Genomic DNA, 21,137 nt, shown 5'->3' on the forward strand with positions numbered 1-21,137 from the left:
TTTCTATCGATACTAAAATAAGCTTGCCATTTTTTTTTGATTTCGTCAACCATATTTATTTTCCGAAATACATATTTTTTCTGATCTGCATATTTTCTTTGGATATCATTGCCATTTTATGCTATACTGAAATTAGCATGCAAGAGCGTGTGCTTTCAGGCATATAGCTCTTAATACCGAGAAAGGGAATAATACAATGAGCGAAGAATTATTACAAGAAGAAATCAAACTGGAAGAGGCTGTTGAGACAATGGCAGACCTGGAAGAACACTTCGATGATGCGAATCCATGGAGACTTGTAGAATCCTATATGGAGAAAGGAACCAACCTGCCGGTTAAGATCGAAGGAATTGTCAATGGCGGTGCAATCGCCATGGTTGAAGGACTGCGTGGATTTATTCCTGCATCCAAGCTTTCTTTATCTTACATTGAAGATCTGGAATCTTATCTGTTAAAGGATATGGAAGTCAGAGTCATAGATGTAGATGAGGCAGAAAACCGCCTGATTCTTTCTGCGCGTGAGATTCTGAAAGAACAGGAGAAAAAGGCAATGGAAGAAAAACTTGCCAGCGTAAAAGTTGGCAGTGTTGTCAGCGGCAAGGTGGAAAGCCTTCAGGATTACGGTGCTTTCATCCGTCTGGAAAACGGACTGTCCGGTCTGGTACATGTATCCCAGATCAGCCAGAAACGTGTAAAGTCTCCAAAAGATGTATTGAATTCCGGAGATGAAGTTCAGGTTAAAATCATCGGAATCAAAGACGGCAAGATCAGTCTGAGCATGAAGGCTCTGGAAGAGATTCCGGAAGAACCGGAAGAAAAAGTTGTCATTCCAAAGGCAGAAAATATCGGAACCAGCCTTGGAGATCTTTTTAAGAATCTGAAATTATAAAGCATATACAGATCGGGTGTCCTGCAATCCATTTCATGGCTTTTCGGGCACCCGATTTTTATCACTTATTTCAATATCATTAATTACCAGTCGGCATATATGGTCTTAAAGCACCGGCCACACTGCTGATCGGCATCGTCTGAAGCCAGATATGTCCCGGTCCCGTAACAACCGTATTAAACAGACCTTCTCCGCCGAACACCATATTCTTAAGCCCCGGTACGGTCTGAATATCCATGCTGCAGCTCGCCGTCATTGCTGCAAGATATCCGGAATCAATGACGATCTGCTGTCCCGGCTGCAGTTCGTATTCCACGACATGTCCGTCGAATTCTGCAAATGCAATCCCATGTCCGGATACTCTCTGCAGAATGAATCCTTCACCTCCGAACAGTCCAGATGCCACTTTTTTCTGGAAGTGAACAGACAATTCCACTCCCGCTTCCGCAGCAAGAAATGTTTTCTTCTGGAAGATATATTCCTGTCCGGATCCAATTTCAAACGGACGAATGGTCCCCGGAAAACTGGATGCAAATGCGATCTGTCCAAGCCCTCCCTGTGCCGTATAGATGTTTTGGAACATTGCTTCTCCGGAGAACATTCTGCCAAATGCCTTCCCGAGTCCTCCGTTGGTCGATGTCTCCATCTTCATATTCGGCGACATCCATGCCATAGAGCCTCGCTCTGTGACCATCTTCTCTCCTGCCTCAAGTTGACATACCACAACCGGCAGAGTCTCCCCTAAAATCTGATACCGCATCTTCTTTCCTCCTTTTTATGATATATAATCTTTTTAATATATATAATTCCAACATCTTCTCCCAGATGCTATACTTCCCTGTCTGCAAACATCTCATCTATAATCGCTGCCGCGTCCTCCACACATTTGATACAGCATACCAAAGGCTGAGGCCCATCCATATTCTTCAGGTCCCGACAGTAGATGGAGCCATTCTCTTCTTTGAATTTCGCAGCTGATTCACGGAATTTCCGGTATGTATCTGCTTTTGTCTTCATCGGATGCTCCATATCTCCGGCGCTGTTGGCCAGACCAATCGTAAGAAGCATCCCCGTTACTGCTCCGCAGGTATCCTTCAGTCCTCCCATTCCGGATCCGAACCCTTCTGCCATACGAAATGCATCCTCTTCTTTTACGCCGCACTCTTCACAATATGCGCAGACGACTGCCTGACAGCAGTTATATCCCTGTTTAAACTTTGTAACTGCAATCTCTTTCTTTGCTTTCATACTCTCATTCCTTCTTTCCACATTTACTCAGGTTTCACCCTCTCCAGATCACGAAGCCATCCCGCCGCGCATGCATCACTTGGCATTCTCCAGTCTCCTCTTGGAGACAGCGCAACTGTACCAACCTTCGGACCATCCGGCAGACAGGAACGTTTGAACTGCTGTATGAAGAATCTTCGACAGAATGTATACAGCCATTTATAGATGGTCGCATCATCATACTCCCCGGCAAATGCATATCTTGCGATCCGATAGATCTTGCTCGGCTCATATCCAAAACGCAGAAGATAATATAAATAAAAGTCATGAAGCTCATACGGTCCCACCAGGTCTTCTGTCTTCTGTGCGATCTCACCGTCCTTCGGCGGAAGAAGTTCCGGACTTACCGGGGTATCCAGCACATCATAAAGCACCCGCTTCAATTCCTCATCCTCGCAGGTATCTGCATAATAATGTACCAGATGTCTGACAAGCGTCTTCGGAACGGAAGCATTGACTCCGTACATGGACATATGATCACCGTTGTAGGTTGCCCATCCAAGCGCAAGCTCTGACATATCACCGGTTCCGATAACGATACCACCCTCCTGGTTGGCTACATCCATCAACACCTGCGTTCTCTCACGTGCCTGTGAATTCTCATACGTGACACTGTGGTCCTCCGGATCATGTCCGATATCTCTGAAATGCTGTTCTACTGCTGCTCCAACCGGAATCTCACGAAGCGTTGCCCCAAGCTTCTGTGACATCTTGCATGCATTCTGATACGTTCTGTCTGTCGTTCCAAAGCATGGCATCGTTACAGCCACGATTCCTTTCCGGTCCATTCCCAGAGCATCAAATGCTTTTGCACTCACCAGAAGTGCCAGTGTGGAATCCAGTCCTCCTGATATACCGACCACTGCGCTCTTTGCATGCGCATGCGCCAGACGTTTTTTTAGTCCCATTGCCTGAATGGTGAGAATCTCTTCACATCGTTTCGTTCTTTCGCTCATAACACTGGGGACGAATGGTCTGGATGAAAATACTCTGGTAAGCTTTGTTTCTTCTATCGTAATTTCAAATGGAATCCGCATCAGTGTTTTTTCTTCTGCGGTCTGGAATGTCGTATTCTTCCTTCTCTCACTGAGCAGTCTCTTGACGTCTATTTCTGTATAGATCGCACTGTTCTCAAAACGTTTGCTCTTTGCAAGGGTCGTTCCATTCTCAGCAATGATATTATGACCGCCAAATACCAGGTCCGTTGTTGATTCCCCTTCTCCTGCATTGGCGTAGATATATCCGCAGATCAGTCTCGCGGACTGTCCCTCGATCAGGCTTCTTCTGTAGGAAGCTTTTCCAATCGTCTCATCGCTCGCGGAACAGTTGACGATCACAGTCGCTCCTTCTCTCGCCGCCTGAATACTTGGCGGGATCGGAGACCACACATCCTCACAGATCTCTGCGGATACGATCAGTTCTTCCATCCCTTCCGCCGCAAATAATAACTGCGGTCCAAACGGAATCTCCTGCCCGTTCAGGCAGATCATCCGCGCCTTTCCCGGACCGCGGCGGAACTGACGCATTTCGTAAAATTCTCCATAATTTGGAAGGAAACTTTTCGTCGTAAGCCCAAGGATTTTTCCCTGATTCAGTGCTGCTGCCACATTGTAGAGTTCCCCGTCCACAGCCATTGGAAGTCCTACAAAGATCAACGCATCCTTTCCGGTCGTATACTCTGCGATCTCAAACATTGCTTTTCTTGCATCCTGCAGCAGAATATCCTGTGTAAACAGATCACTACAAGTATATCCGGTTACACAAAGTTCCGGAAATACAATGATTTTCGCACCTTCTTTTACGGTTTCATCTATCATGCGACAGATATTTTCCGTATTATATGCGGTATCTGCAACCCGGATATCCGGAGTTACTGCCGCAACTTTTACAAATCCCTGGTTCATCCTTCTTCCTCCCTGCGCTCTGGCATGCTTCTTGTATTATCAGCTTATATTTATATCATATTTTATTTCTTTAATATCATCTGCTGCGCTTAATGATCTGCTTCAATTCTTCCACCGTATACTGATAAGCAGTATTACAGAAGAAGCACTTTACTTCTATCGGCTTTCCTTCATCAATCATTTCCTGAATATCTTTTTTCCCTACACTGACAACCGCCTGCTCTACCCTTTCCTTGGAACAATTGCAGTAAAACTGTGTCGGAATCGTATCCGTAATCTCAAGTCCTACATTGCCAAGCAGCGTCTCCAGCAGCTGTTCCGGTGTATATCCCTGCTCCAGAAGGTTGGTAACAGAGGTCACATGTTTCAGATTTTCTTCAATCTGGCTGATCGTTTCATCCGTTGCAAACGGCATCATCTGAATAATGAATCCGCCGGCACATTTGACTGTATTATCCTTTTCCATCAGGACTCCCAGTCCTACCGAAGAAGGAACCTGTTCCGAATTGGCAAAATAATACGTCAGATCCTCCGCAATCTCGCTGGTCACAAGAATGGTCTGACCGGAATAAGGTTCCTTCAGCCCCAGATCCTTGATCACCTGAATCAGGCCGATTCCGACTGCACCGCCCACATCCAGTTTGCCGTTCTTCGGAGGCAGAACCACATCCGGATTGTTCACATATCCCTTTACATTGGCATGACTGTCTGCCGTGACGGTGATTCCCCCAAGCGGTCCATCTCCACGAATCTGAATGGTCAGCATATCCGTGTCATTTTTCATCATACTTCCCATCATCGCACCGGCAGTCAGAAGTCTCCCCAGTGCAGCGGTCGCTACCGGGCTTGTATTGTGATGTTCTCTGGCAGTCTCCACCACCTGCCTTGTTGTTGCCGCAAACGCTCTGACCTGTCCGTTTGCTGCAGTTGCTCTGACAATATAATCTTTCATGATAATCTTCCTCTTTTCTTTCTACTATTCATATCTCTATGTTCAATATTCTTTTTACATATACTGTGTTTCTGCTTATTTTCCGCGTTCCTGTGCGATGACACAGATACGCTCACTATTATACATCGGCGCCTTTTTCGTATAATCATCATATGCACCCAGATACTGAAGCCCTGCTGCTTCCAGCATATTCTTAATCTTCTCCAGTGTATAAGCCTTCTGATAGTGCGTTTCCTGATATTTCCGGTACAGTTCAGGATCATCTTCACTCTGCACAAACAGAGTCAGTTCATACTCATTAATCTCTTCCTGACTGTCATAAAAGTTATCCCAGATAAAGCTGCATGCTTCCCGTTCTTCTGCAATCACCTGTTCCCCCAGAATCTCCCGGTACTTATACTCCGTATTAAAATCAAACAAAAAGATTCCCTGCGGATCCAGATAATTATTGACCAGACGGAACACTTCTGTAAGTTCGTCTTCTTCTGTCACATAATTGACGGAATCACAGACGCTTATCACAGCTCTTACCGTACCATATAATTCAAATTCCTGCATATTCTGCTGAAGATACAGGATATCATGTCCGCTTTCCATCCGTTTTTCCAGTGCAAGCTCCAGCATGTCTTCTGAATTATCCACTCCGATCATATCGTAACCGGCTTCTGCAAGAAGTTCCGTCATACTACCGGTGCCACAGCCAAGCTCCAGCACCAGACCATCCTCGATCCCATATTCTCTTAACTTCTCTGTCAGATAATCCGCCCACTCTTCATAAGGCACATTATCCATGAATGTATCATACACCTCGGCAAAACTTGTATAAGCCTCCATGCCGTTCCTTCCTTTCGTCCTCTTTGTATCATCCGTAGCATTCACAAGTCTGTAAATCTCATTATCATCAATAAGTTTCTGTAATCTCCTGCACATTATAACATGATACGAAGCGTTTATCCAATATATTAAGAAAGACTTTTCCTTTCAGCAGATAGATTCTTATCTTTTCTTGTATCTATCTGCTTTTTCTTTGAACAACCATACAAAAAACAAGTCCATATCTTGGCAAGGCGTTCTCTTTATCTTGCTTCTGGCTTCTGCAAACAGCAAAAGAAGATTGTAAAACATCTCTTCAGACATCTTACAATCCTCTGACTCCTATCCAATATAATCACATATTATTTATCTAAACCTTCTGTCTCGATGATGAATCTGGTGCTTCCCTTCATGCCGTCTCTGATTCCGGCAAATGACCGATAGTCCTGCCCCAGCTTTGTCATTGCTTCCAGTCTTGCCGTTACATTCTGGATATCTCCGTGAAAGATATCTGTCAGCTGATCGATACCGGAAGTTTTGAATTCTGCCATGCCTTCTGCAAGTGCCAGATTCCCTTCTGCAAGTGCTCCTGCTCCATCCGACAGTTCTCCTGCTCCGGACGCCACCTGGGAAGCACCGGATGAGAGTTTTTGTACTCCACCGACAAGCTGCATGCTTCCCTCCTTCAATGCTGCCGAACCGGATCTTAAGCTTTCACTGTTCTGATCCAATTGCTCTGCTCCCTGCTGAAGTGCGGCTGTTCCCTGACAAAGACTGTCTGTTCCCTGTACCAGCGCATCGCTTCCTGCATAGAGCTGATTCAGCCCCTGTTGAAGTGCCAGTGTCCCTTCGCTCAATGTTCCGATTCCCGCACAAAGACGCTGTGCACCAGGGAGCAGCTGTGCATCGACATTACTTTTGATCTGTTGTTTTACTACATCTGCTGTGGTATTCATTGTATTCGTAAACTGCTGCATAAGCACATTGGCATATCCCGCGCTCAGATTGCTGACATACATCTGCTTTGCTTCTGCACTTGGAAATGCCTCTTCCGGCATGGCATCTGCTGCTGTCTGCGCCATCTGTGCGGCCATACCTGTGATCATAGCTTTCTGCTCCTCCGTCAAGCCGATGGAAGATGCGTTTCCCAGACTGTCGCTTAACTGCTCAACTCCTGCACACAGCGCATTGGCACCTGCGACTGCTCCACTTTCCTCGTCTGTATAACCTGCTGCCAGCTGATCTGTTCCGGCTTTTGCCGCTTTGATTCCTTCCTGTGCGCCCGCTGCTCCGGCCTTCAGCGCATCCGCTCCGGCTTTCAGTTCCTGACTTCCCTGCGCCAGCGTTCCCACACCATCTGTATATGCAGATACTCCGTTCGCCAGAGCACTGACGCCGCCGATCAGAGAACCACTTTTCTCATTCAATGTATAAATGCCATCCGCAAGTGCCTCGGTTCCATCAACGAGTGTTCCGGAGCCATCCGATAAAGCTCTTGAGCCATCCGATGCATCCCTGGAGCCGTCTACCAGCTGATCTGCGGCATTTTCCAGCTCCTCCACCGAGTCTTCCAGACCGTCAAAGTCTTTGACATCACTGAAGTCAAACTGATCCAGGATCTCACTGGATGCTACCGTAATCGTCGGTCCGACAGATGCATTTTCCACATCTGCTGTGATCGTAACACTGTCAGGAATCTCGAAGTCTGTCCCTTCCAGCTTCAGATTTTCCTCAAGTCCCGGAAAAGCAATGCCAACAACAATATTCTTATCTGCGTCGGATATGATCTTTCCGTGATCGATCGTAACATTCTGATATTCGTCCGTCGGAAGCATCAGAGCCGTTACCATGGTAAACGGTGTATACATCTCCTCCTGTTCCCCGTTCACATCCGCCAGTTGTTTTGAGTTATTCTCATAATCAAAGGTAATCTCTACTTTTCCGTCCTTTCCCTGAAGATCTTCCGGTTCGATTTCTTTTCCATCCAGCTTATAGGAAATCTTTACTTCCACAGGCATCTCTTTTTCTGTCGTTCCCTGATAATAAATGTCCTTTCCATCGGCTTCCCATGTAAGCAGTCCACTGCCGCTTTCCTGAAAGACTTCCTCACCCTTGATATTTTTTATATCTTTTAGTTCCGAAGTATCCGCAAATGTTCCTTTTCCCGGATTCTTCAGCCACTCCGTAACCGTTGTGCTGTTTACATTTCCGGAAGTATCCGCCTTTACATATACAGATTCATCCTTGTATACTTCTCCGGAATCAGACGCCATACTATCTCCCAGCACCTTCTGCGCCGTTTCCTTTAATTCCTCAACATCTTCTTTTTTATCCCCGGCTTTCACATTCAGGGAATTCTGACAGATACAGGTTCCGGTCATCGCAGCTGTCATCACTGCCGCCATGGATCCCGCAAACACTCTTTTTTTCATAATTTTTTTCATAATTTTTTTCATTGATATACCTCCTAAGCTTCTTTCTTTGGAAGAAAGTCTTTGCTTGTTTTTACAATGACTCTATCAAATACCATAAACATCGACGGAAGAACGAATACTACCACGATCATGCTGATCAGTGCGCCTCTTGCCATCAGAATGCAGAGCGAACTGATCATATCAATATTCGAATACAGTCCGACACCAATCGTTGCAGCAAAGAAGCTAAATGCACTGACGATGATCGACTGTGCAGAAAACTTGTGTGCCGTTGTGATCGCATCGTATTTGCCTGCTCCGTGATTTCTTTCCCTCTTATATCTTGTTGTCATCAGAATCGCATAATCGACCGTTGCACCGAGCTGAATGGTTCCGATGACGATGGACGCTACAAATGGAAGCTTCGTACCGGTATAGAACGGAATTCCCATGTTCACAAAGATGGCAAACTCAATGACACCGACCAGGATGACCGGCAACGTTACCGAACGGAACAAAATCAGAATGATCAGGAAGACGATTCCTATCGACACCGCACTTACTCGCTTAAAATCTGTATCCGTGATCGTGATCAGATCCTTTGTCAGAGGGCCTTCTCCCACCAGCATCGCCGTTTCATCATAGCGATCCAGGATCTCATCGATCTTTTCAATCTGCCGATTGACTTGATCTGACGCCACCTTGTATTCCGAATTGACCATGAGCAACTGATACTGATCATTTTTCAGCATACTGCTGATCGAGTCCGGGATCATATCCGACGGAATTCCGGGACCCACCAGCTCATCCAGTCCGAGAACCCATTTTACACCATCTACCTTATCAATCTCCCTGACCATCCGGTTCACCTCATACGCCGGAAGAGAACTGTCTACCAGAATCATATGCGTGGTATTCATCTTGTAGTCTTCCTTTAATTTCGTATTGGCAATGACACTCGGAAGATCCTCTGGCAGAGACTCATCCAGATTATAGTATACGCTTGTATGATGATTGCCATAGATTGCCGGGAACAGAAGTACAAGGAACAAAACGACATACACCGGATATTTTTTTGTCACTTTATCCGATATCTTACTGATATTCGGAAGTAAAGGCCTGTGCTTCGTCTTGTCAATCAGTTTATCGCAGCACAGGATCATGGACGGCAACACCGTTACACAGGTGATCACACCAAACATGACACCTTTTGACATCACGATTCCGATATCTTTTCCCAAAGTAAAGCTCATGAAACAAAGTGCGACAAAGCCGGCAATCGTCGTGACCGAACTGCCGATCACAGAGGAAAATGTCTGCGAGATCGCATGTGCCATTGCCCGCTCTTTATCTCCGTCATATCGCACCTGCTGCTCCTCATAGCTGTGCATCAGGAAAATGGAGTAATCCATCGTAACCCCGAGCTGCAGAACTGCAGCCAGCGCCTTCGTAATATAAGAGATCTCCCCGAAGAACACATTGCTGCCCAGGTTGTAAACGATTGCCATTCCGATACTGAGCAGAAAAAGGATCGGCACAAAGAAGGAATCCATGGTAAGCGCCAGCACCAGCGCTGACAACAGAACCGCGATCAGCACATACAGAGGGGTCTCCCTTTCCGCCAGCTCCTTGGTATCCTGCACGATTGCCGACATTCCGCTTAAGAAGCACTGCTCTCCCGTCACCTTCCGGATCTGCGTAACGGCTTCCATGGTCTCGTCTGAAGAGGTTCCCCCTTCAAAGAACACCGCCATCATCGTACCCTGATCTGTATTGTATACATCATAGAGAGTATCCGGCAGCATGCTCTGCGGAATCGAAATATCTGCGGCAGAGTCATACCACATCACTTTGGCCACTCCATCCACCTGTTCCACCTTTTCTTTTAACTTTGCAACATCTTTATCCTCCATACCGTCTACCATCAGCATGGAAAACGCACCGATTCCAAAGTCCTCCGTCATGATCTCCTGTCCCTGCATGGTTTCAATATCTTCGGGAAGATATGTCAGTACATCATAATTAATTCTGGTGTGCACATATCCCCATACAGACGGAATCAGAAGTAAGACACTGAGTATCAGAATCGTTACTCTGTACTTTACGATTTTCTTTCCAAACTTCACCATAACTGTATGCTTCCTTTCATTTATGACCATTAGTCATTTTCATCGTATGCACTATACTACAAAAATGACCAATAGTCAATACTTTTTTTGACTATCGGTCATTTTTTTGTTATGCTATTGTAAAATCCAGAAAAACATGGTAATCTGTCCACAACGGGAGACGACATATTATGGGAAAATTAGAAGAAAAAAAGAAAAAAAAGAAAGAAGCTCTTTTTAACACCGCTTATCGACTGTTTACCACAAAGGGTATTCATGCAACTGCTATTTCAGACATTGTCAACGAAGCAGGTGTTGCCAAAGGAACCTTCTATCTTTATTTTAAAGACAAGTATGATATCAAAAACAAACTGATCGCACACAAAACCAAGGAATTGTTCGATGCTGCCTGGAAGGCTCTGGACGCTTCCGGGAAAAAAAGCCTGGAGGACCGGATGATCTTCATCATCGACTATATTCTTGATCTTCTGAAAGGTGACCTCCCGCTCCTGAATTTCATTTCAAAAAATCTGGTCATGGGAGCCTTAAAAACAGCCTTCTGGTCCGAAGAGGAAGACTCCGACGAATCCTTTAATGACAGATATCTGGAGATGGTCCGCCAGGATTCTTATGAATACCAAGATGTGAATGTGATGCTGTTTACCATTGTGGAACTGGCGGGATCCACCTGCTATAATTCCATCCTGTACGGAGAACCGCTTCCAATTGAGGAATACAAGCCATTTCTGTACCGGACCGTACGTCTTATTATTGCAAGTCACCGTGTCCTTCATTCCGATCAGAAGTGATATCCATACAAGAAGAGACTGTTGCAAACATATGGAATGATATATCTCACAGAGGGATACATCCATACTTTGCAACAGTCTCTCTTTCTCATCATTATTCCTTAATCTTTACTGCAGTTCCATATGCGACAACTTCTGCCGCTCCCTGCATCAGGGAAGAAGATCCGTAACGAATGTTAAGCACTGCATCTGCGTTCAATGCTTCTGCTTCATCTACCATACGCTTAATCGCAATCTGCCGTGCTTCATTAAGCATTTCCGTATATCCGACAAGTTCTCCTCCTACAAGCGTTTTCATACCGGCCATAAAGTCTTTTCCGATATTTTTACTCATTACAACCGTTCCTTTTACCATTCCCAGATCTTCAATCTCTTTTCCCGGAATATAATCAATATTTAGCAGCTTCATATAATTCTCCTCCTTCAATCTCTTTCATTCGTTCTTTTAATGACAATATGATTCCTATGATGATCACTGCCGGAATTCCTCCCATGATCAGGAACAACGGTACCGGCATGGGATCTTCTGCAAGTCCCCAGGTACACCATGCGAATATTCCGATCAGTGCGAGCATCAGAAGAATCATGATGCCACCTGCCAAAAATGCCTTTTTCTTTTTCGTGATCTTGTCTGCCTGTTTTGCATTCACAAATGATACACCTCCTTTTTCCAGCTGTTCCATTCTCCTGAGATACATATCTGCATTAAGATCTGCATAATTTTCTTCCTGTCCTACCATATCATGGCACAGTTCTTTCATCTTCTCCAGATTCTTTTCTTCTCTTTCCAGTGTGATCAGGTGACGCTTCAGGCAGTCTTCCAGTGGAAGATTGGCTTCTTCCATTCTCCGGATCTCACTGATTGGAACAGCGAGTTTGCGAAGAAGCTTGATCTTCTTCAGACATTCAACGTCCTGTTCCGAATACTCACGATATCGATTCGCTTCATTGCGGGACGGATTCAGAAGTCCCTGCTGTTCATAAAAACGAATATTTTTCTTCGTGATATCCACAAGCTGCTCCACCTCATTAATTCTCATTCCCTCACCTCCATGACATTACCCTACACCTTCCACAAAGAGGAAGGTCAAGGATTTGTTAAAAAATATTTTATTTTTTTCTGATACAAAAAAATCGCAGAAAATGAAACTTTTTTATTGCTCACTTTCTGCGGTTTCTCCTGTATTCTAATCGATCATCTCACGGATCGCACGCTCTGTCCCCTTCATGGATCCCTGTACCATCTCCGGTTTTCCGCCGCCTCTGCCGTCAAATGCTGCATTCAGTCTCTTACTCAGCGGACGCACATCCTCGCTTCGACTGCCGATCACATAACGGTATCCGACTTCATCTGATCCGGTAAATACTGCACAGATCTTTGCTCCCCGGTCAAGCAGAAGATTCATCATCTCTCTAGGAAGATTCCCGCTAAGGGAAGGTTCAAATACTGCCGTAATCCCGTCTTCAATCACAACCTCATTCGCCTGATAAGAAAGTAACTTCTGCCAAAGAGTCGCACACTGACTCTTCAGGCTTGCCTGCTCTTCCTTCAGATGTTCCACAGCTTCGGCAACTTCATATTCCTTTGCACACAGCATCGCTGAGATTGCTTTCGTACTTTCCTCTTTCTTTTCATAATCCCGGAGTGCTCTTCTTCCACACAGCATGGTGATGCGTTCTCCGCCTTTATAATTGATCATGTTTACCAGCTTGATCATGCCGATCTCTCCGGTCTTATCCACATGCGGCGCACAGCATGCACACACATCATATCCCGGAACAACCACGATACGCACCTGTCCCTCAATCTCTATCTTGCTTCTGTATTCCATCTCTGCAAGTTCTTCTTTCGTTGGGTACAGCACCTCAATATCCAGATTCTGAAAAACAGCTTCATTGGCTTCTTGTTCAATCTCACGCAGTTCTTCCTTTGTAATCGGACCATTAAAATCCATCGTGCAATAATCACTGCCCAGGTGGAATCCCACATTCTGATATCCAAACCTTTTATGTACCAGCCCGGACACAATATGTTCTCCGGTGTGCTGCTGCATCTTTTCAAAACGTTCTTCCCAGTGAATCCGTCCGGTCACCCTGCTTCCGGCCTCCAGCGGAGCGTCTGCCGTATGATAGATGATCCCGTCCTTTTCATGGACATCTGTGATATTCACCGCATCCAGCATCCCGGTATCCGCATATTGTCCGCCGCCTTCCGGGAAAAACGCCGTCCGGTCAAGCACAATCCGATACTGCTGCTTATAAGGTTCACAGGACACGACCGTTGCCTGAAATTCCTTTCTGTGACTGTCCTGATAGTATAACTTTTCTGTCATCTTATTCCTACATCCTCTCCGGCGCCTCAAATCCCAGAACATCAATACATGCTTCCAGAACGTTCTTTGTCACCTTCAGAAGTGCGATGTAACTCTTCTGCTTTTCCTCATCCTCTTCTGCAAGGATCCGGGTCTCATGATAGAACCGGTTAAATGCATTGGCAAGATCATAGATATACGCACAGATCTTATGTGGTGCCAGCTCTTCAAATGCCGTTTCCATCACTTCGTTATATTTCACCACTTCCAGCATCAGCGCTTTCTCGCTGTCACTTTTTGCTCCTGCAATCAGAAGACCTTCCAGTTCATGTCCGGAAGCCTGATATTTATTCAGAATCGATTTGATACGGACGATCGTATACAGAATGTACGGTCCGGTGTTTCCTTCAAATGAAGTAAAGCGGTCTACATCAAATACATAATCCTTGGATGCCTGGTTGGACAGATCGCCGTATTTGATCGCTGCCATACCAACAATCTTTGCGGTCTCTTTTGCTTCCGTCTCTTCTACCGTACGGTTTTCATCAATCTTACGGTACATCTCCTCATTGATCTCTGCAATCAGATTCTCCAGACGCATGACTCCGCCTTCTCTGGTCTTAAATGGTTTTCCGTCTTTTCCGTTCATCGTACCAAATCCCAGGAACTTAAGGCTTGTCTCCTCCGGAACGATTCCAGTCTTTTTCGCAGCACGGAACACCTGTACAAAATGAAGTTCCTGACGCTTGTCTACCACATATATAATCCGGTCCGGATGATAATCTTCCACTCTCTGTACCAGCGTTGCCAGATCCGTTGTTCCGTACAGTGACGCTCCATCAGACTTCTGGATCATGCATGGCGGAATCTCTTTGGTATCCGACTCTTCCTGCACGTCAATGACCAGCGCACCCTGATCCTGATGTGCATATCCTTCCTTTTTCAGACGCTCAATCATATCCGGAATATAAGCCTGTGCATCAGACTCTCCCTTCCACAGATCAAAATCCACGTTCAGATTCGCATAATTCTTCTTCAGATCCGTCACAGACACATGCATAATATGATTCCAGATCGCGGTATATCCTCTGTGTCCGTTCTGCAGAAGATAGGTCGCATGTAATGCATTTTCCCGGTAAGCCTCATCCTCTTTTGCCCTGCCGCTTGCAGTCGGATAGATCTCCTCCAGCTCTCCTATGGTAAATGGTGCTTCTTCCGGATATTCTCCCTCAAAAGCATCATCAAAATACGGAAGTTCCGGCTTACGTTCCTTCAGTTCTGTAATAATCAGTCCCATCTGATATCCCCAATCACCCAGATGAATATCTCCAAGAACCTTGTGTCCCATTTTTCTGGAAATACGTTTTACACTTTCACCGATAATCGCAGAACGAAGATGTCCGACATGCAGTGGCTTTGCCACATTCGGTCCACCATAATCCACGACAATCATCTCCGGATTCTCTGTCTTTTCCAGTCCCAGATCCGAAGACTCTTCCATCTGGTTCAGATAATCCGCAACATATTCTTCCTTCAGTTTCATATTAATAAATCCCGGCTTCACAGCACCCGCCTCTGACAGACATCTGCTGTCCTGCAAAAGAGCAACTACATCCTCAGCGATCATAATTGGAGCCTTGTGATATGTTTTTGCTCCGGCCATCGCACCGTTACACTGATATTCACACAGGTCAGGCCTGTTGGATAATGTTACTTTTGCATATTTCCGGTCATATCCTGCCTTTTCAAATGCCTCTGCAAGTTCTTCTGCAATCAGGTCCATAATTTTCTTCATATGATTCCCTCCATTCATCTTAGTTATTCTAACACAAGGATTCCACAGCAACAACCATATCTTAAAACAAATATTGCAAAAAATACCATTCTGTGATATATTATTAATAACAATTACTATTATTAAATATATGGAGGTTTTTTATGAATACAAAAGCATTTCGCAATTTATCCTATGGTGTATATGTCATCTCTTCACTGGATGATGGCCGCTGTACCGGGTGTATCGCCAACAGTGTGATGCAGATCACTTCTTCTCCTGCTACCATCGCAGTCAGTATGAACCATGACAACTTTACCAATTCCTGTATCGCAGACAGTGGATTATTCTCTGTATCCATTCTGTCTGAACAGTCTGATCCGTCTTTGATCGGAAGATTCGGGTTCCAGTCCGGTAAAGATACTTTCAAATTTGCAGGTGTAGACTTTACCCTTACCGAAAGCGGACTTCCGATCGTCAACGATGCCTGCAGTTACATCTGCTGTAAAGTGATTGACAAGATGGAGACCAGTACACACACGGTATTTCTCGGGGAAGTTATCGATGCCGATGTCCTGAAGTCCGAACCTGCTATGACATATGCTTACTACCACAACGTAATCAAAGGAAAAAGCCCGAAAAACGCTCCTTCCTATCAGCCGGAAGAAGAGGATTCCAAGGCTTTAACATCTGAAAAATGGGTATGCGGCATCTGCGGATATGTATACGAAGGAGAAGTTCCATTTGAAGAACTCCCTGATACTTACGTATGTCCGATCTGTAAACAGAGCAAAGACAAATTCCAAAAGCAGTAGGCGCTTATTGTTCTAGAATACTGCCTGGATCAGGAACATGTAGAGTACGGTTCCAACTCCGATACTCAGCAGATTGTTTCGTTTCCACACGTGCAGAACGGCTGTTACCAGTACGGCAATCAGCTCCGGGATTCCGTGTGGATAAGCAATTATCGTTGTTGATTTCAGGCAGTATACTACAAGCATTCCGATCACGGCCGGAGTCAGTACCTTTCCCAGATACTGTACGACCCTGGGAATCTCCTTTCCCTTCGGAAATATCAGAAAAGGAACCAGTCGTGTCGCAAATGTTGCAGCAGCCACCACCAATATGATCAATAAGGATCTAACTGCACTGATCGGCATCCCTGATCCCCTCCTTTCTCGCATCGTTTTCTTTTTTCTCTTCCTCCAGTTTAGTCCTGGAAACAAACAACACCAGAATAATCAAGATCATAGACGGAAGCACGAACCGGTCTGCCCCAAAGATCTGCAGACAGACAGATGAAGCTCCAACACCGATAAGCTCCGGAATCCGGTTCTTATTGTCCATCCACTGCTCCACAAATATTACGACGAACAAAGCCGTCATTGCAAAATCTATCCCTTCTGAATTAAAAGGAATCAATGTTCCTGCAAGTCCTCCGATGGCAGATCCGATGACCCAGTAAGCCTGATCCATAAGAGAGATTGCAAATAGGAACTTTTCCTCATCCACCCCTTCCGGAATTCTGGTCGTGCATAACAGCGAATACGTTTCATCTGTAAGGCCGAAGATCATATACCACCTCTTCTTTCCCATATGATTAAATTTATCCAGAAGTGATATTCCATAAAATATATGTCTGATATTTACCATCAGTGTCATGAAGATCATCTGAAAAAAGGACACCCCCGGCGCAAAAAAATTTACTGCAAGATATTGTCCCGATCCAGCATAGACCATGATACTCATAAAGATCGCCCACAGAAAGGAATATCCTTTTTCGGCAAACATCACTCCAAATGCAATCCCGATAAACAGATACCCGGTCAGAACCGGTATCGTATAAGGAAATGCTTTCTTAAATGCGTATTTATATTCCGACATCACATACCATCCTTTGTACTGTTTATAATTATATTTTCTGCTGCATATGGCAGATGAAAACACAAAAAAAGAGCCTGTTTCTTATTACAGAAATCGGCTCTGAATCTTCTATCAACTTCCGGTGGAATTCTCATAAGCATCTTTCAGATCACTGAGGGCCTCCTGCAACAACGCATCTGACTGAACCGCTTCCTGATACGCCTGCTGCGTCTCACTTATGAGAGCCTGCACATCTTCGTGCTGTGCGATCTTCTGAATGTAAGATGCAACTTCATCATCTTCAGTGTTCGCACTAACCTGACAGATTCCATTCTCATCCTTCGTCACATATACCGTACTCAATCCCGGCACTTCCGTATAGATGTCTCTGATCTTCATATCATATCTGACAAACGCCACATATGTATCCTTGTACTTTCCGAGTTTTGTATAGACCTGCATGTGATCATAGGTCTCTACAAATTCCTTTTCGTCTTTCAGAGAATCATAATATACTTCTACAGCATCGGTTACTTCCGGATCAAAGGCTGATTGAAGCGGATTCGTCTCCATATATTCACATCCGGAATTTTCTTCTTTCGGCTTCTTTTCACTTATCTTCTGTGCTTTTTCTTCTTTCGCTTCTGTGAGGCCAAATCCGACAGTTCCTACCAGAAATACCAGAAAAAACAGAATCAGCAGTATTCCCGCCCTGTTTCTTTTCTGCTTTCTGTATCCGGCGGAAGTATCTCTTTTTTCCTCCATACGACTACCTCCATAGAAAAGCACTTAAAAAAAGTACACACCCGGGCGGATTCGAACCGCCGCTCCCGCCTCCGGAGGGCGGTGCTCTATCCCCTGAGCTACGGGTGCATATACATTCTTTATGAAATTACCTTTGTAATATTAACACATTTAGCAGATAAAGTAAAGGAAATGATTTCGACATTTCTCACATTTCCTTTACTTTTCTTTTATTTCAGATGATTACAGGAGCAATTTTCCCTCTTTCCTGTCATAATAATATGCCTGATTCGAAAGAACTTCTTCCGGATCCACCTGTGTTTCATTGATTTCTCTTATGATCGCATCAAGATCGTCCTTTGCCGGTGCATCACTCTCAGCTACGATGATCGTCTCATGCACACTGCTCGGCAATACATAATAATTCTCTTTCAAACGCTCTGCAATCTTCGCAAGCCGTCCATCATAGAGAATGGCAGATGCTCCAAAGCTTCGGGTCCGATTACTGAAAACGTACATTATATTTCTTCCTTCATATTCCCGATGCCCGGTCAACTCTTCAATCACAGCCTTCATCGTACAGAACTCATCCGGAAGCAGATATTCTGTATTCCTGTGTGCCGCCTGATAAACCATTTCTTTTGACACATTCCATGATCTCAGGTGCTCATTGTGAACCAGTACGGATGCAATCCCAAAGGGTCCCGTTTCCAGAAGTACGTAAAATACAACTGCAAGATCCAGATATTCGACCGATGGAATCTGCTTTAAAAGTTCCTGATTTTTTTCCCGATTAATCAGACGATATACAAGCTTTCTTTGAATTGAAGAATAATCTTTTATTGGATTTCCCTTCCAGGGACGCTCAAACCGAACCTCTTCATACAGCTTCAGAATATTACTCACAATTGTTTCCATTGAAACACCTCTCTGGAACTGCTGATAATATTCCTCCAGATAAATCGTCGGAGATACATTGATTCCCTGCTCTTTCAACATAATTCCGTGTCGCCTGATGCTATTGTTCTTCATATTTGTATGTAGATGTACTGTAATATTGTCTCTCACCTCCTTTTTTAAAATGCTCTCTACCGTCTGAATAAACTGATCGTATGTCATATATCTTCCTTTCCCGGCAGCGATATCAAGATTTTGTGGAAATATGGCAGATTATGCCTTTGAATTATATCTATCAGAAATGAAATATTATGGTATCTCCAATTATAAAAAAGCCCTGCAAAAATTGCAAGGCTTTTTTCACATAATGAATAAACAAAATTATGCTCTGGAAAGGTATGCTCCTGTACGGGTGTCGATCTTGATTTTCTCACCCTGCTCTACGAACAGCGGAACATTAACTTTTGCACCTGTCTCAACGATTGCCGGCTTGGTTGCACCTGTAGCTGTATTCCCCTTTACTCCAGGCTCTGCCTCTGTGATTACGAGTTCCACGCTGAGCGGCGGCTCAATTGCAAATACATTGCCCTGATAAGAAGCAACTGTTACATTTTCATTCTCTTTTACAAACTTCAGAGAATCGCCAACTGTCTCTTCTCCAACCGGGATCTGATCATAGGTCTCGTTGTCCATAAAGTAATACAGAGATCCGTCATTATACAGATACTGCATGTTCTTTCTGTCAATGTGTGCAGTTGTAATCTGCTCATCCGGATTGAAAGTTCTTTCAATTACACCGCCCTTGATGATATCTCTCATCTTTACACGTACGAAAGCAGCGCCTTTTCCTGGCTTAACATGCTGGAAATCAATTACCTGATATACATTCCCTTCGATTTCTACTGTGATGTTTGTCTTCCATTCAAACTTTGCCATTAGTATAATCCTCCTTAGTCGTGCCCGAATAGCACTTAACGTTCTATTGCTCTATTAATTCTATAATAGATTACGGCTTTTTTCAACCTTTTTTTCACGCTTCAGGTTCTTCTTATAGAAGTGCAATACAATTTTTTCCAGATATCTCTTCAAAACAATCTGAATCTCTTCTTTTGGATGGATCGGCTTTACCAGAATATTCGGAATTCCGGCACGTTTTGCTCCCCAGACATCTGTAAACAGCTGATCTCCGATAAAGACCGTTGTATCTCTGTTTGTCCCCATGATCTCCATTGCCCTGATATAATTCTTCGTGGAAGGCTTGTGTGCATCATACACATAATCCACCTGAACATCTTTGTTAAACATCTCAACCCTTGGTTTCTGATTATTGGAAATCAGACAGCATCGATACCCGAGTGCTTTCAGCCTTTCAAACAGCGCGATCGCCCTGTGATCTGCCGGTGCTCCATGCGGAACCAACGTATTGTCGATATCAAAAATCAATCCGCGAACACCGTTTTCATACATTTTTTCAAAATCAATAACATACGTAGATGCCACATATTTATCCGGAAAAAAACAATCAAACATCCTATTCTTCTATCTCCTGCAAACTCTGAACCAGTTCTTCACATACCTGAAGAACTGTCTTGTGATCTGTGTTAATTACAATATCTGCCGCCGCTTCATACTTTTCACGGCGCTGCTCCATCAGCTCAGCAATTCCCTCTACATTCTTTCTTCCATTAAGCACCGGTCGGTCATTACTGTCTTTGACACGCTCATATACAACCTCCGGGCTTGCAGTAAGAAGAACAACTCTTCCGTTTTTCTTCATCTCTTCCACATTGCGTTCCCGAAGTGCTGCTCCTCCTCCACAGGAGATCACCGTATTCTTTCTATCCTGCATCTCAATCAGGAGATTCGTTTCAAGATCCCGGAAGTATTCTTCCCCGTAAGTAGAAAAAATATCCGGAATACTCATCTCTTCCCGTTCTGCGATCACCTGATCCATCTCAACGATCTCCATATCAAACATCGTACTCAGGTAATCGGATATCGTACTCTTTCCCGCTCCCATGAATCCGATCAGTACAATATTATAATCAAACAGTTTTCTCGCCTGTATTCTTTTACTATTACGTAAAATGCAGCGAAATACATCAAAAATTTCTTCTTTATATTTATTATCCGCCAGTTTCTCTTCCAGTCTGTTTTTCTGCTTCTTCTCCTGCTGGGGCTGCAGAATTGCCATGCCATATTCTTCTTTATATGCCATGATCTTCTCAACAATTGCATTGCGTTCTGCCAGGGCATCAATAATCTTATCATCACACAATGCCAGCTGTTCTCTGTACATCTCCAAATCATTCATGTCTGTTTTCTCCTGTCTTATCCTGAAAATCCATTTGCATATTCGTGTGTATTATAG

The 21,137-nt window shown here is 44.4% G+C and carries 21 protein-coding genes and 1 tRNA gene; 3 read left to right on the forward strand and 19 right to left on the reverse strand.

Annotated features, from left to right (window positions below; translation table 11 throughout):
• Positions 1-196 precede the first annotated feature (196 nt).
• Positions 197-889 (forward strand): S1 RNA-binding domain-containing protein, encoded by a 693-nt coding sequence (locus JQM82_RS06155; protein ID WP_235249185.1) that lies wholly within the window; start codon positions 197-199, stop codon positions 887-889.
• 79 nt (positions 890-968) lie between these two features.
• Here JQM82_RS06155 and JQM82_RS06160 read toward each other — a convergent pair whose 3' ends face one another.
• From JQM82_RS06160 to JQM82_RS06190, 7 genes are all read right to left on the reverse strand, one after another.
• Positions 969-1,649, reverse strand: a complete 681-nt coding sequence (locus tag JQM82_RS06160; protein ID WP_235249186.1) for a TIGR00266 family protein — start codon at positions 1,647-1,649, stop codon at positions 969-971.
• A 68-nt stretch (positions 1,650-1,717) separates the two neighbouring features.
• Positions 1,718-2,137, reverse strand: a complete 420-nt coding sequence (locus JQM82_RS06165) for a C-GCAxxG-C-C family protein (protein ID WP_235249187.1) — start codon at positions 2,135-2,137, stop codon at positions 1,718-1,720.
• A 23-nt stretch (positions 2,138-2,160) separates the two neighbouring features.
• Complete coding sequence (locus tag JQM82_RS06170) at positions 2,161-4,080, reverse strand: NAD(+) synthase (RefSeq protein ID WP_235249188.1); 1,920 nt, start codon at positions 4,078-4,080, stop codon at positions 2,161-2,163.
• Between the two features lie 76 nt (positions 4,081-4,156).
• Entirely contained in the window at positions 4,157-5,032 is an 876-nt protein-coding gene (hslO, locus tag JQM82_RS06175) for an Hsp33 family molecular chaperone HslO (RefSeq protein ID WP_235249190.1), read from the reverse strand.
• Positions 5,033-5,107: 75 nt separating this feature from the next.
• The gene (locus JQM82_RS06180) at positions 5,108-5,866 is read right to left on the reverse strand and encodes a class I SAM-dependent DNA methyltransferase (protein ID WP_235249192.1); all 759 of its coding nucleotides are present in this window, start codon (positions 5,864-5,866) and stop codon (positions 5,108-5,110) included.
• A 341-nt stretch (positions 5,867-6,207) separates the two neighbouring features.
• Positions 6,208-8,301, reverse strand: a complete 2,094-nt coding sequence (locus JQM82_RS06185) for a hypothetical protein (protein WP_235249193.1) — start codon at positions 8,299-8,301, stop codon at positions 6,208-6,210.
• 11 nt (positions 8,302-8,312) lie between these two features.
• Positions 8,313-10,388, reverse strand: coding sequence for an efflux RND transporter permease subunit (locus JQM82_RS06190; RefSeq protein ID WP_235249194.1), 2,076 nt, complete (start codon positions 10,386-10,388; stop codon positions 8,313-8,315).
• A 170-nt stretch (positions 10,389-10,558) separates the two neighbouring features.
• Between JQM82_RS06190 and JQM82_RS06195 the strand changes: the two genes are divergently transcribed.
• A complete protein-coding gene (locus JQM82_RS06195) occupies positions 10,559-11,176 on the forward strand; it encodes a TetR/AcrR family transcriptional regulator (RefSeq protein WP_235249195.1) in 618 nt (205 codons plus the stop codon).
• A 94-nt stretch (positions 11,177-11,270) separates the two neighbouring features.
• Here JQM82_RS06195 and JQM82_RS06200 read toward each other — a convergent pair whose 3' ends face one another.
• From JQM82_RS06200 to argS, 4 genes are all read right to left on the reverse strand, one after another.
• Complete coding sequence (locus tag JQM82_RS06200; protein WP_235249196.1) at positions 11,271-11,585, reverse strand: YbjQ family protein; 315 nt, start codon at positions 11,583-11,585, stop codon at positions 11,271-11,273.
• Positions 11,566-12,216: a MerR family transcriptional regulator gene (locus JQM82_RS06205; RefSeq protein ID WP_235249197.1), complete on the reverse strand. Its 651-nt coding sequence runs from the start codon at positions 12,214-12,216 to the stop codon at positions 11,566-11,568. Before JQM82_RS06205 ends, JQM82_RS06200 begins: the two co-directional genes overlap by 20 nt.
• A gap of 147 nt (positions 12,217-12,363) precedes the next feature.
• A complete protein-coding gene (locus tag JQM82_RS06210) occupies positions 12,364-13,509 on the reverse strand; it encodes an alanyl-tRNA editing protein (protein ID WP_235249198.1) in 1,146 nt (381 codons plus the stop codon).
• Positions 13,510-13,516: 7 nt separating this feature from the next.
• Entirely contained in the window at positions 13,517-15,283 is a 1,767-nt protein-coding gene (gene argS, locus JQM82_RS06215) for an arginine--tRNA ligase (protein WP_235249199.1), read from the reverse strand.
• A gap of 143 nt (positions 15,284-15,426) precedes the next feature.
• On the opposite strand from argS, the gene JQM82_RS06220 reads away from it, so the two are divergent.
• Positions 15,427-16,077: a flavin reductase gene (locus JQM82_RS06220; RefSeq protein WP_235249201.1), complete on the forward strand. Its 651-nt coding sequence runs from the start codon at positions 15,427-15,429 to the stop codon at positions 16,075-16,077.
• 12 nt (positions 16,078-16,089) lie between these two features.
• Here the strand turns inward: JQM82_RS06220 and JQM82_RS06225 are convergent, their stop codons facing one another.
• The 8 genes from JQM82_RS06225 to JQM82_RS06260 all read right to left on the reverse strand — a co-directional run bounded on the left by JQM82_RS06225 (position 16,090) and on the right by JQM82_RS06260 (position 21,080).
• Positions 16,090-16,422, reverse strand: a complete 333-nt coding sequence (locus tag JQM82_RS06225; protein WP_235249202.1) for a branched-chain amino acid transporter permease — start codon at positions 16,420-16,422, stop codon at positions 16,090-16,092.
• Positions 16,403-17,146 (reverse strand): AzlC family ABC transporter permease, encoded by a 744-nt coding sequence (locus JQM82_RS06230; RefSeq protein ID WP_235249204.1) that lies wholly within the window; start codon positions 17,144-17,146, stop codon positions 16,403-16,405. Before JQM82_RS06230 ends, JQM82_RS06225 begins: the two co-directional genes overlap by 20 nt.
• Before the next feature lie 111 nt (positions 17,147-17,257).
• Positions 17,258-17,890 carry a hypothetical protein gene (locus JQM82_RS06235; RefSeq protein WP_235249205.1) on the reverse strand — a complete coding sequence of 211 codons (633 nt, stop codon included), beginning with the start codon at positions 17,888-17,890 and terminating at the stop codon, positions 17,258-17,260.
• Positions 17,891-17,926: 36 nt separating this feature from the next.
• Positions 17,927-17,998 (reverse strand) — tRNA-Arg (locus JQM82_RS06240).
• A 114-nt stretch (positions 17,999-18,112) separates the two neighbouring features.
• On the reverse strand, positions 18,113-18,988 hold the full coding sequence (locus JQM82_RS06245; protein ID WP_235249206.1) for a DUF5688 family protein: 876 nt from the start codon (positions 18,986-18,988) through the stop codon (positions 18,113-18,115).
• 159 nt (positions 18,989-19,147) lie between these two features.
• Entirely contained in the window at positions 19,148-19,702 is a 555-nt protein-coding gene (gene efp / locus JQM82_RS06250; RefSeq protein ID WP_235249207.1) for an elongation factor P, read from the reverse strand.
• Between the two features lie 60 nt (positions 19,703-19,762).
• The gene (locus tag JQM82_RS06255; protein WP_235249208.1) at positions 19,763-20,296 is read right to left on the reverse strand and encodes a YqeG family HAD IIIA-type phosphatase; all 534 of its coding nucleotides are present in this window, start codon (positions 20,294-20,296) and stop codon (positions 19,763-19,765) included.
• Between the two features lies 1 nt (position 20,297).
• On the reverse strand, positions 20,298-21,080 hold the full coding sequence (locus JQM82_RS06260) for a shikimate kinase (protein WP_235249209.1): 783 nt from the start codon (positions 21,078-21,080) through the stop codon (positions 20,298-20,300).
• Positions 21,081-21,137 lie beyond the last annotated feature (57 nt).

This window comes from Faecalicatena contorta, assembly GCF_021531995.1.
Taxonomy (GTDB): Bacteria; Bacillota; Clostridia; order Lachnospirales; family Lachnospiraceae; genus Dorea_A; species Dorea_A contorta_A.

Coding starts and splice junctions, on each gene's coding strand:
- JQM82_RS06155 (WP_235249185.1), top strand. CDS start 197: ATGAGCGAAGAATTATTACAAGAAGAAATCAAACTGGAAGAGGCTGTT.
- JQM82_RS06160 (WP_235249186.1), bottom strand. CDS start 1,649: ATGCGGTATCAGATTTTAGGGGAGACTCTGCCGGTTGTGGTATGTCAA.
- JQM82_RS06165 (WP_235249187.1), bottom strand. CDS start 2,137: ATGAAAGCAAAGAAAGAGATTGCAGTTACAAAGTTTAAACAGGGATAT.
- JQM82_RS06170 (WP_235249188.1), bottom strand. CDS start 4,080: ATGAACCAGGGATTTGTAAAAGTTGCGGCAGTAACTCCGGATATCCGG.
- hslO (WP_235249190.1), bottom strand. CDS start 5,032: ATGAAAGATTATATTGTCAGAGCAACTGCAGCAAACGGACAGGTCAGA.
- JQM82_RS06180 (WP_235249192.1), bottom strand. CDS start 5,866: ATGGAGGCTTATACAAGTTTTGCCGAGGTGTATGATACATTCATGGAT.
- JQM82_RS06185 (WP_235249193.1), bottom strand. CDS start 8,301: ATGAAAAAAATTATGAAAAAAATTATGAAAAAAAGAGTGTTTGCGGGA.
- JQM82_RS06190 (WP_235249194.1), bottom strand. CDS start 10,388: ATGGTGAAGTTTGGAAAGAAAATCGTAAAGTACAGAGTAACGATTCTG.
- JQM82_RS06195 (WP_235249195.1), top strand. CDS start 10,559: ATGGGAAAATTAGAAGAAAAAAAGAAAAAAAAGAAAGAAGCTCTTTTT.
- JQM82_RS06200 (WP_235249196.1), bottom strand. CDS start 11,585: ATGAAGCTGCTAAATATTGATTATATTCCGGGAAAAGAGATTGAAGAT.
- JQM82_RS06205 (WP_235249197.1), bottom strand. CDS start 12,216: ATGAGAATTAATGAGGTGGAGCAGCTTGTGGATATCACGAAGAAAAAT.
- JQM82_RS06210 (WP_235249198.1), bottom strand. CDS start 13,509: ATGACAGAAAAGTTATACTATCAGGACAGTCACAGAAAGGAATTTCAG.
- argS (WP_235249199.1), bottom strand. CDS start 15,283: ATGAAGAAAATTATGGACCTGATTGCAGAAGAACTTGCAGAGGCATTT.
- JQM82_RS06220 (WP_235249201.1), top strand. CDS start 15,427: ATGAATACAAAAGCATTTCGCAATTTATCCTATGGTGTATATGTCATC.
- JQM82_RS06225 (WP_235249202.1), bottom strand. CDS start 16,422: ATGCCGATCAGTGCAGTTAGATCCTTATTGATCATATTGGTGGTGGCT.
- JQM82_RS06230 (WP_235249204.1), bottom strand. CDS start 17,146: ATGTCGGAATATAAATACGCATTTAAGAAAGCATTTCCTTATACGATA.
- JQM82_RS06235 (WP_235249205.1), bottom strand. CDS start 17,890: ATGGAGGAAAAAAGAGATACTTCCGCCGGATACAGAAAGCAGAAAAGA.
- JQM82_RS06245 (WP_235249206.1), bottom strand. CDS start 18,988: ATGACATACGATCAGTTTATTCAGACGGTAGAGAGCATTTTAAAAAAG.
- efp (WP_235249207.1), bottom strand. CDS start 19,702: ATGGCAAAGTTTGAATGGAAGACAAACATCACAGTAGAAATCGAAGGG.
- JQM82_RS06255 (WP_235249208.1), bottom strand. CDS start 20,296: ATGTTTGATTGTTTTTTTCCGGATAAATATGTGGCATCTACGTATGTT.
- JQM82_RS06260 (WP_235249209.1), bottom strand. CDS start 21,080: ATGAATGATTTGGAGATGTACAGAGAACAGCTGGCATTGTGTGATGAT.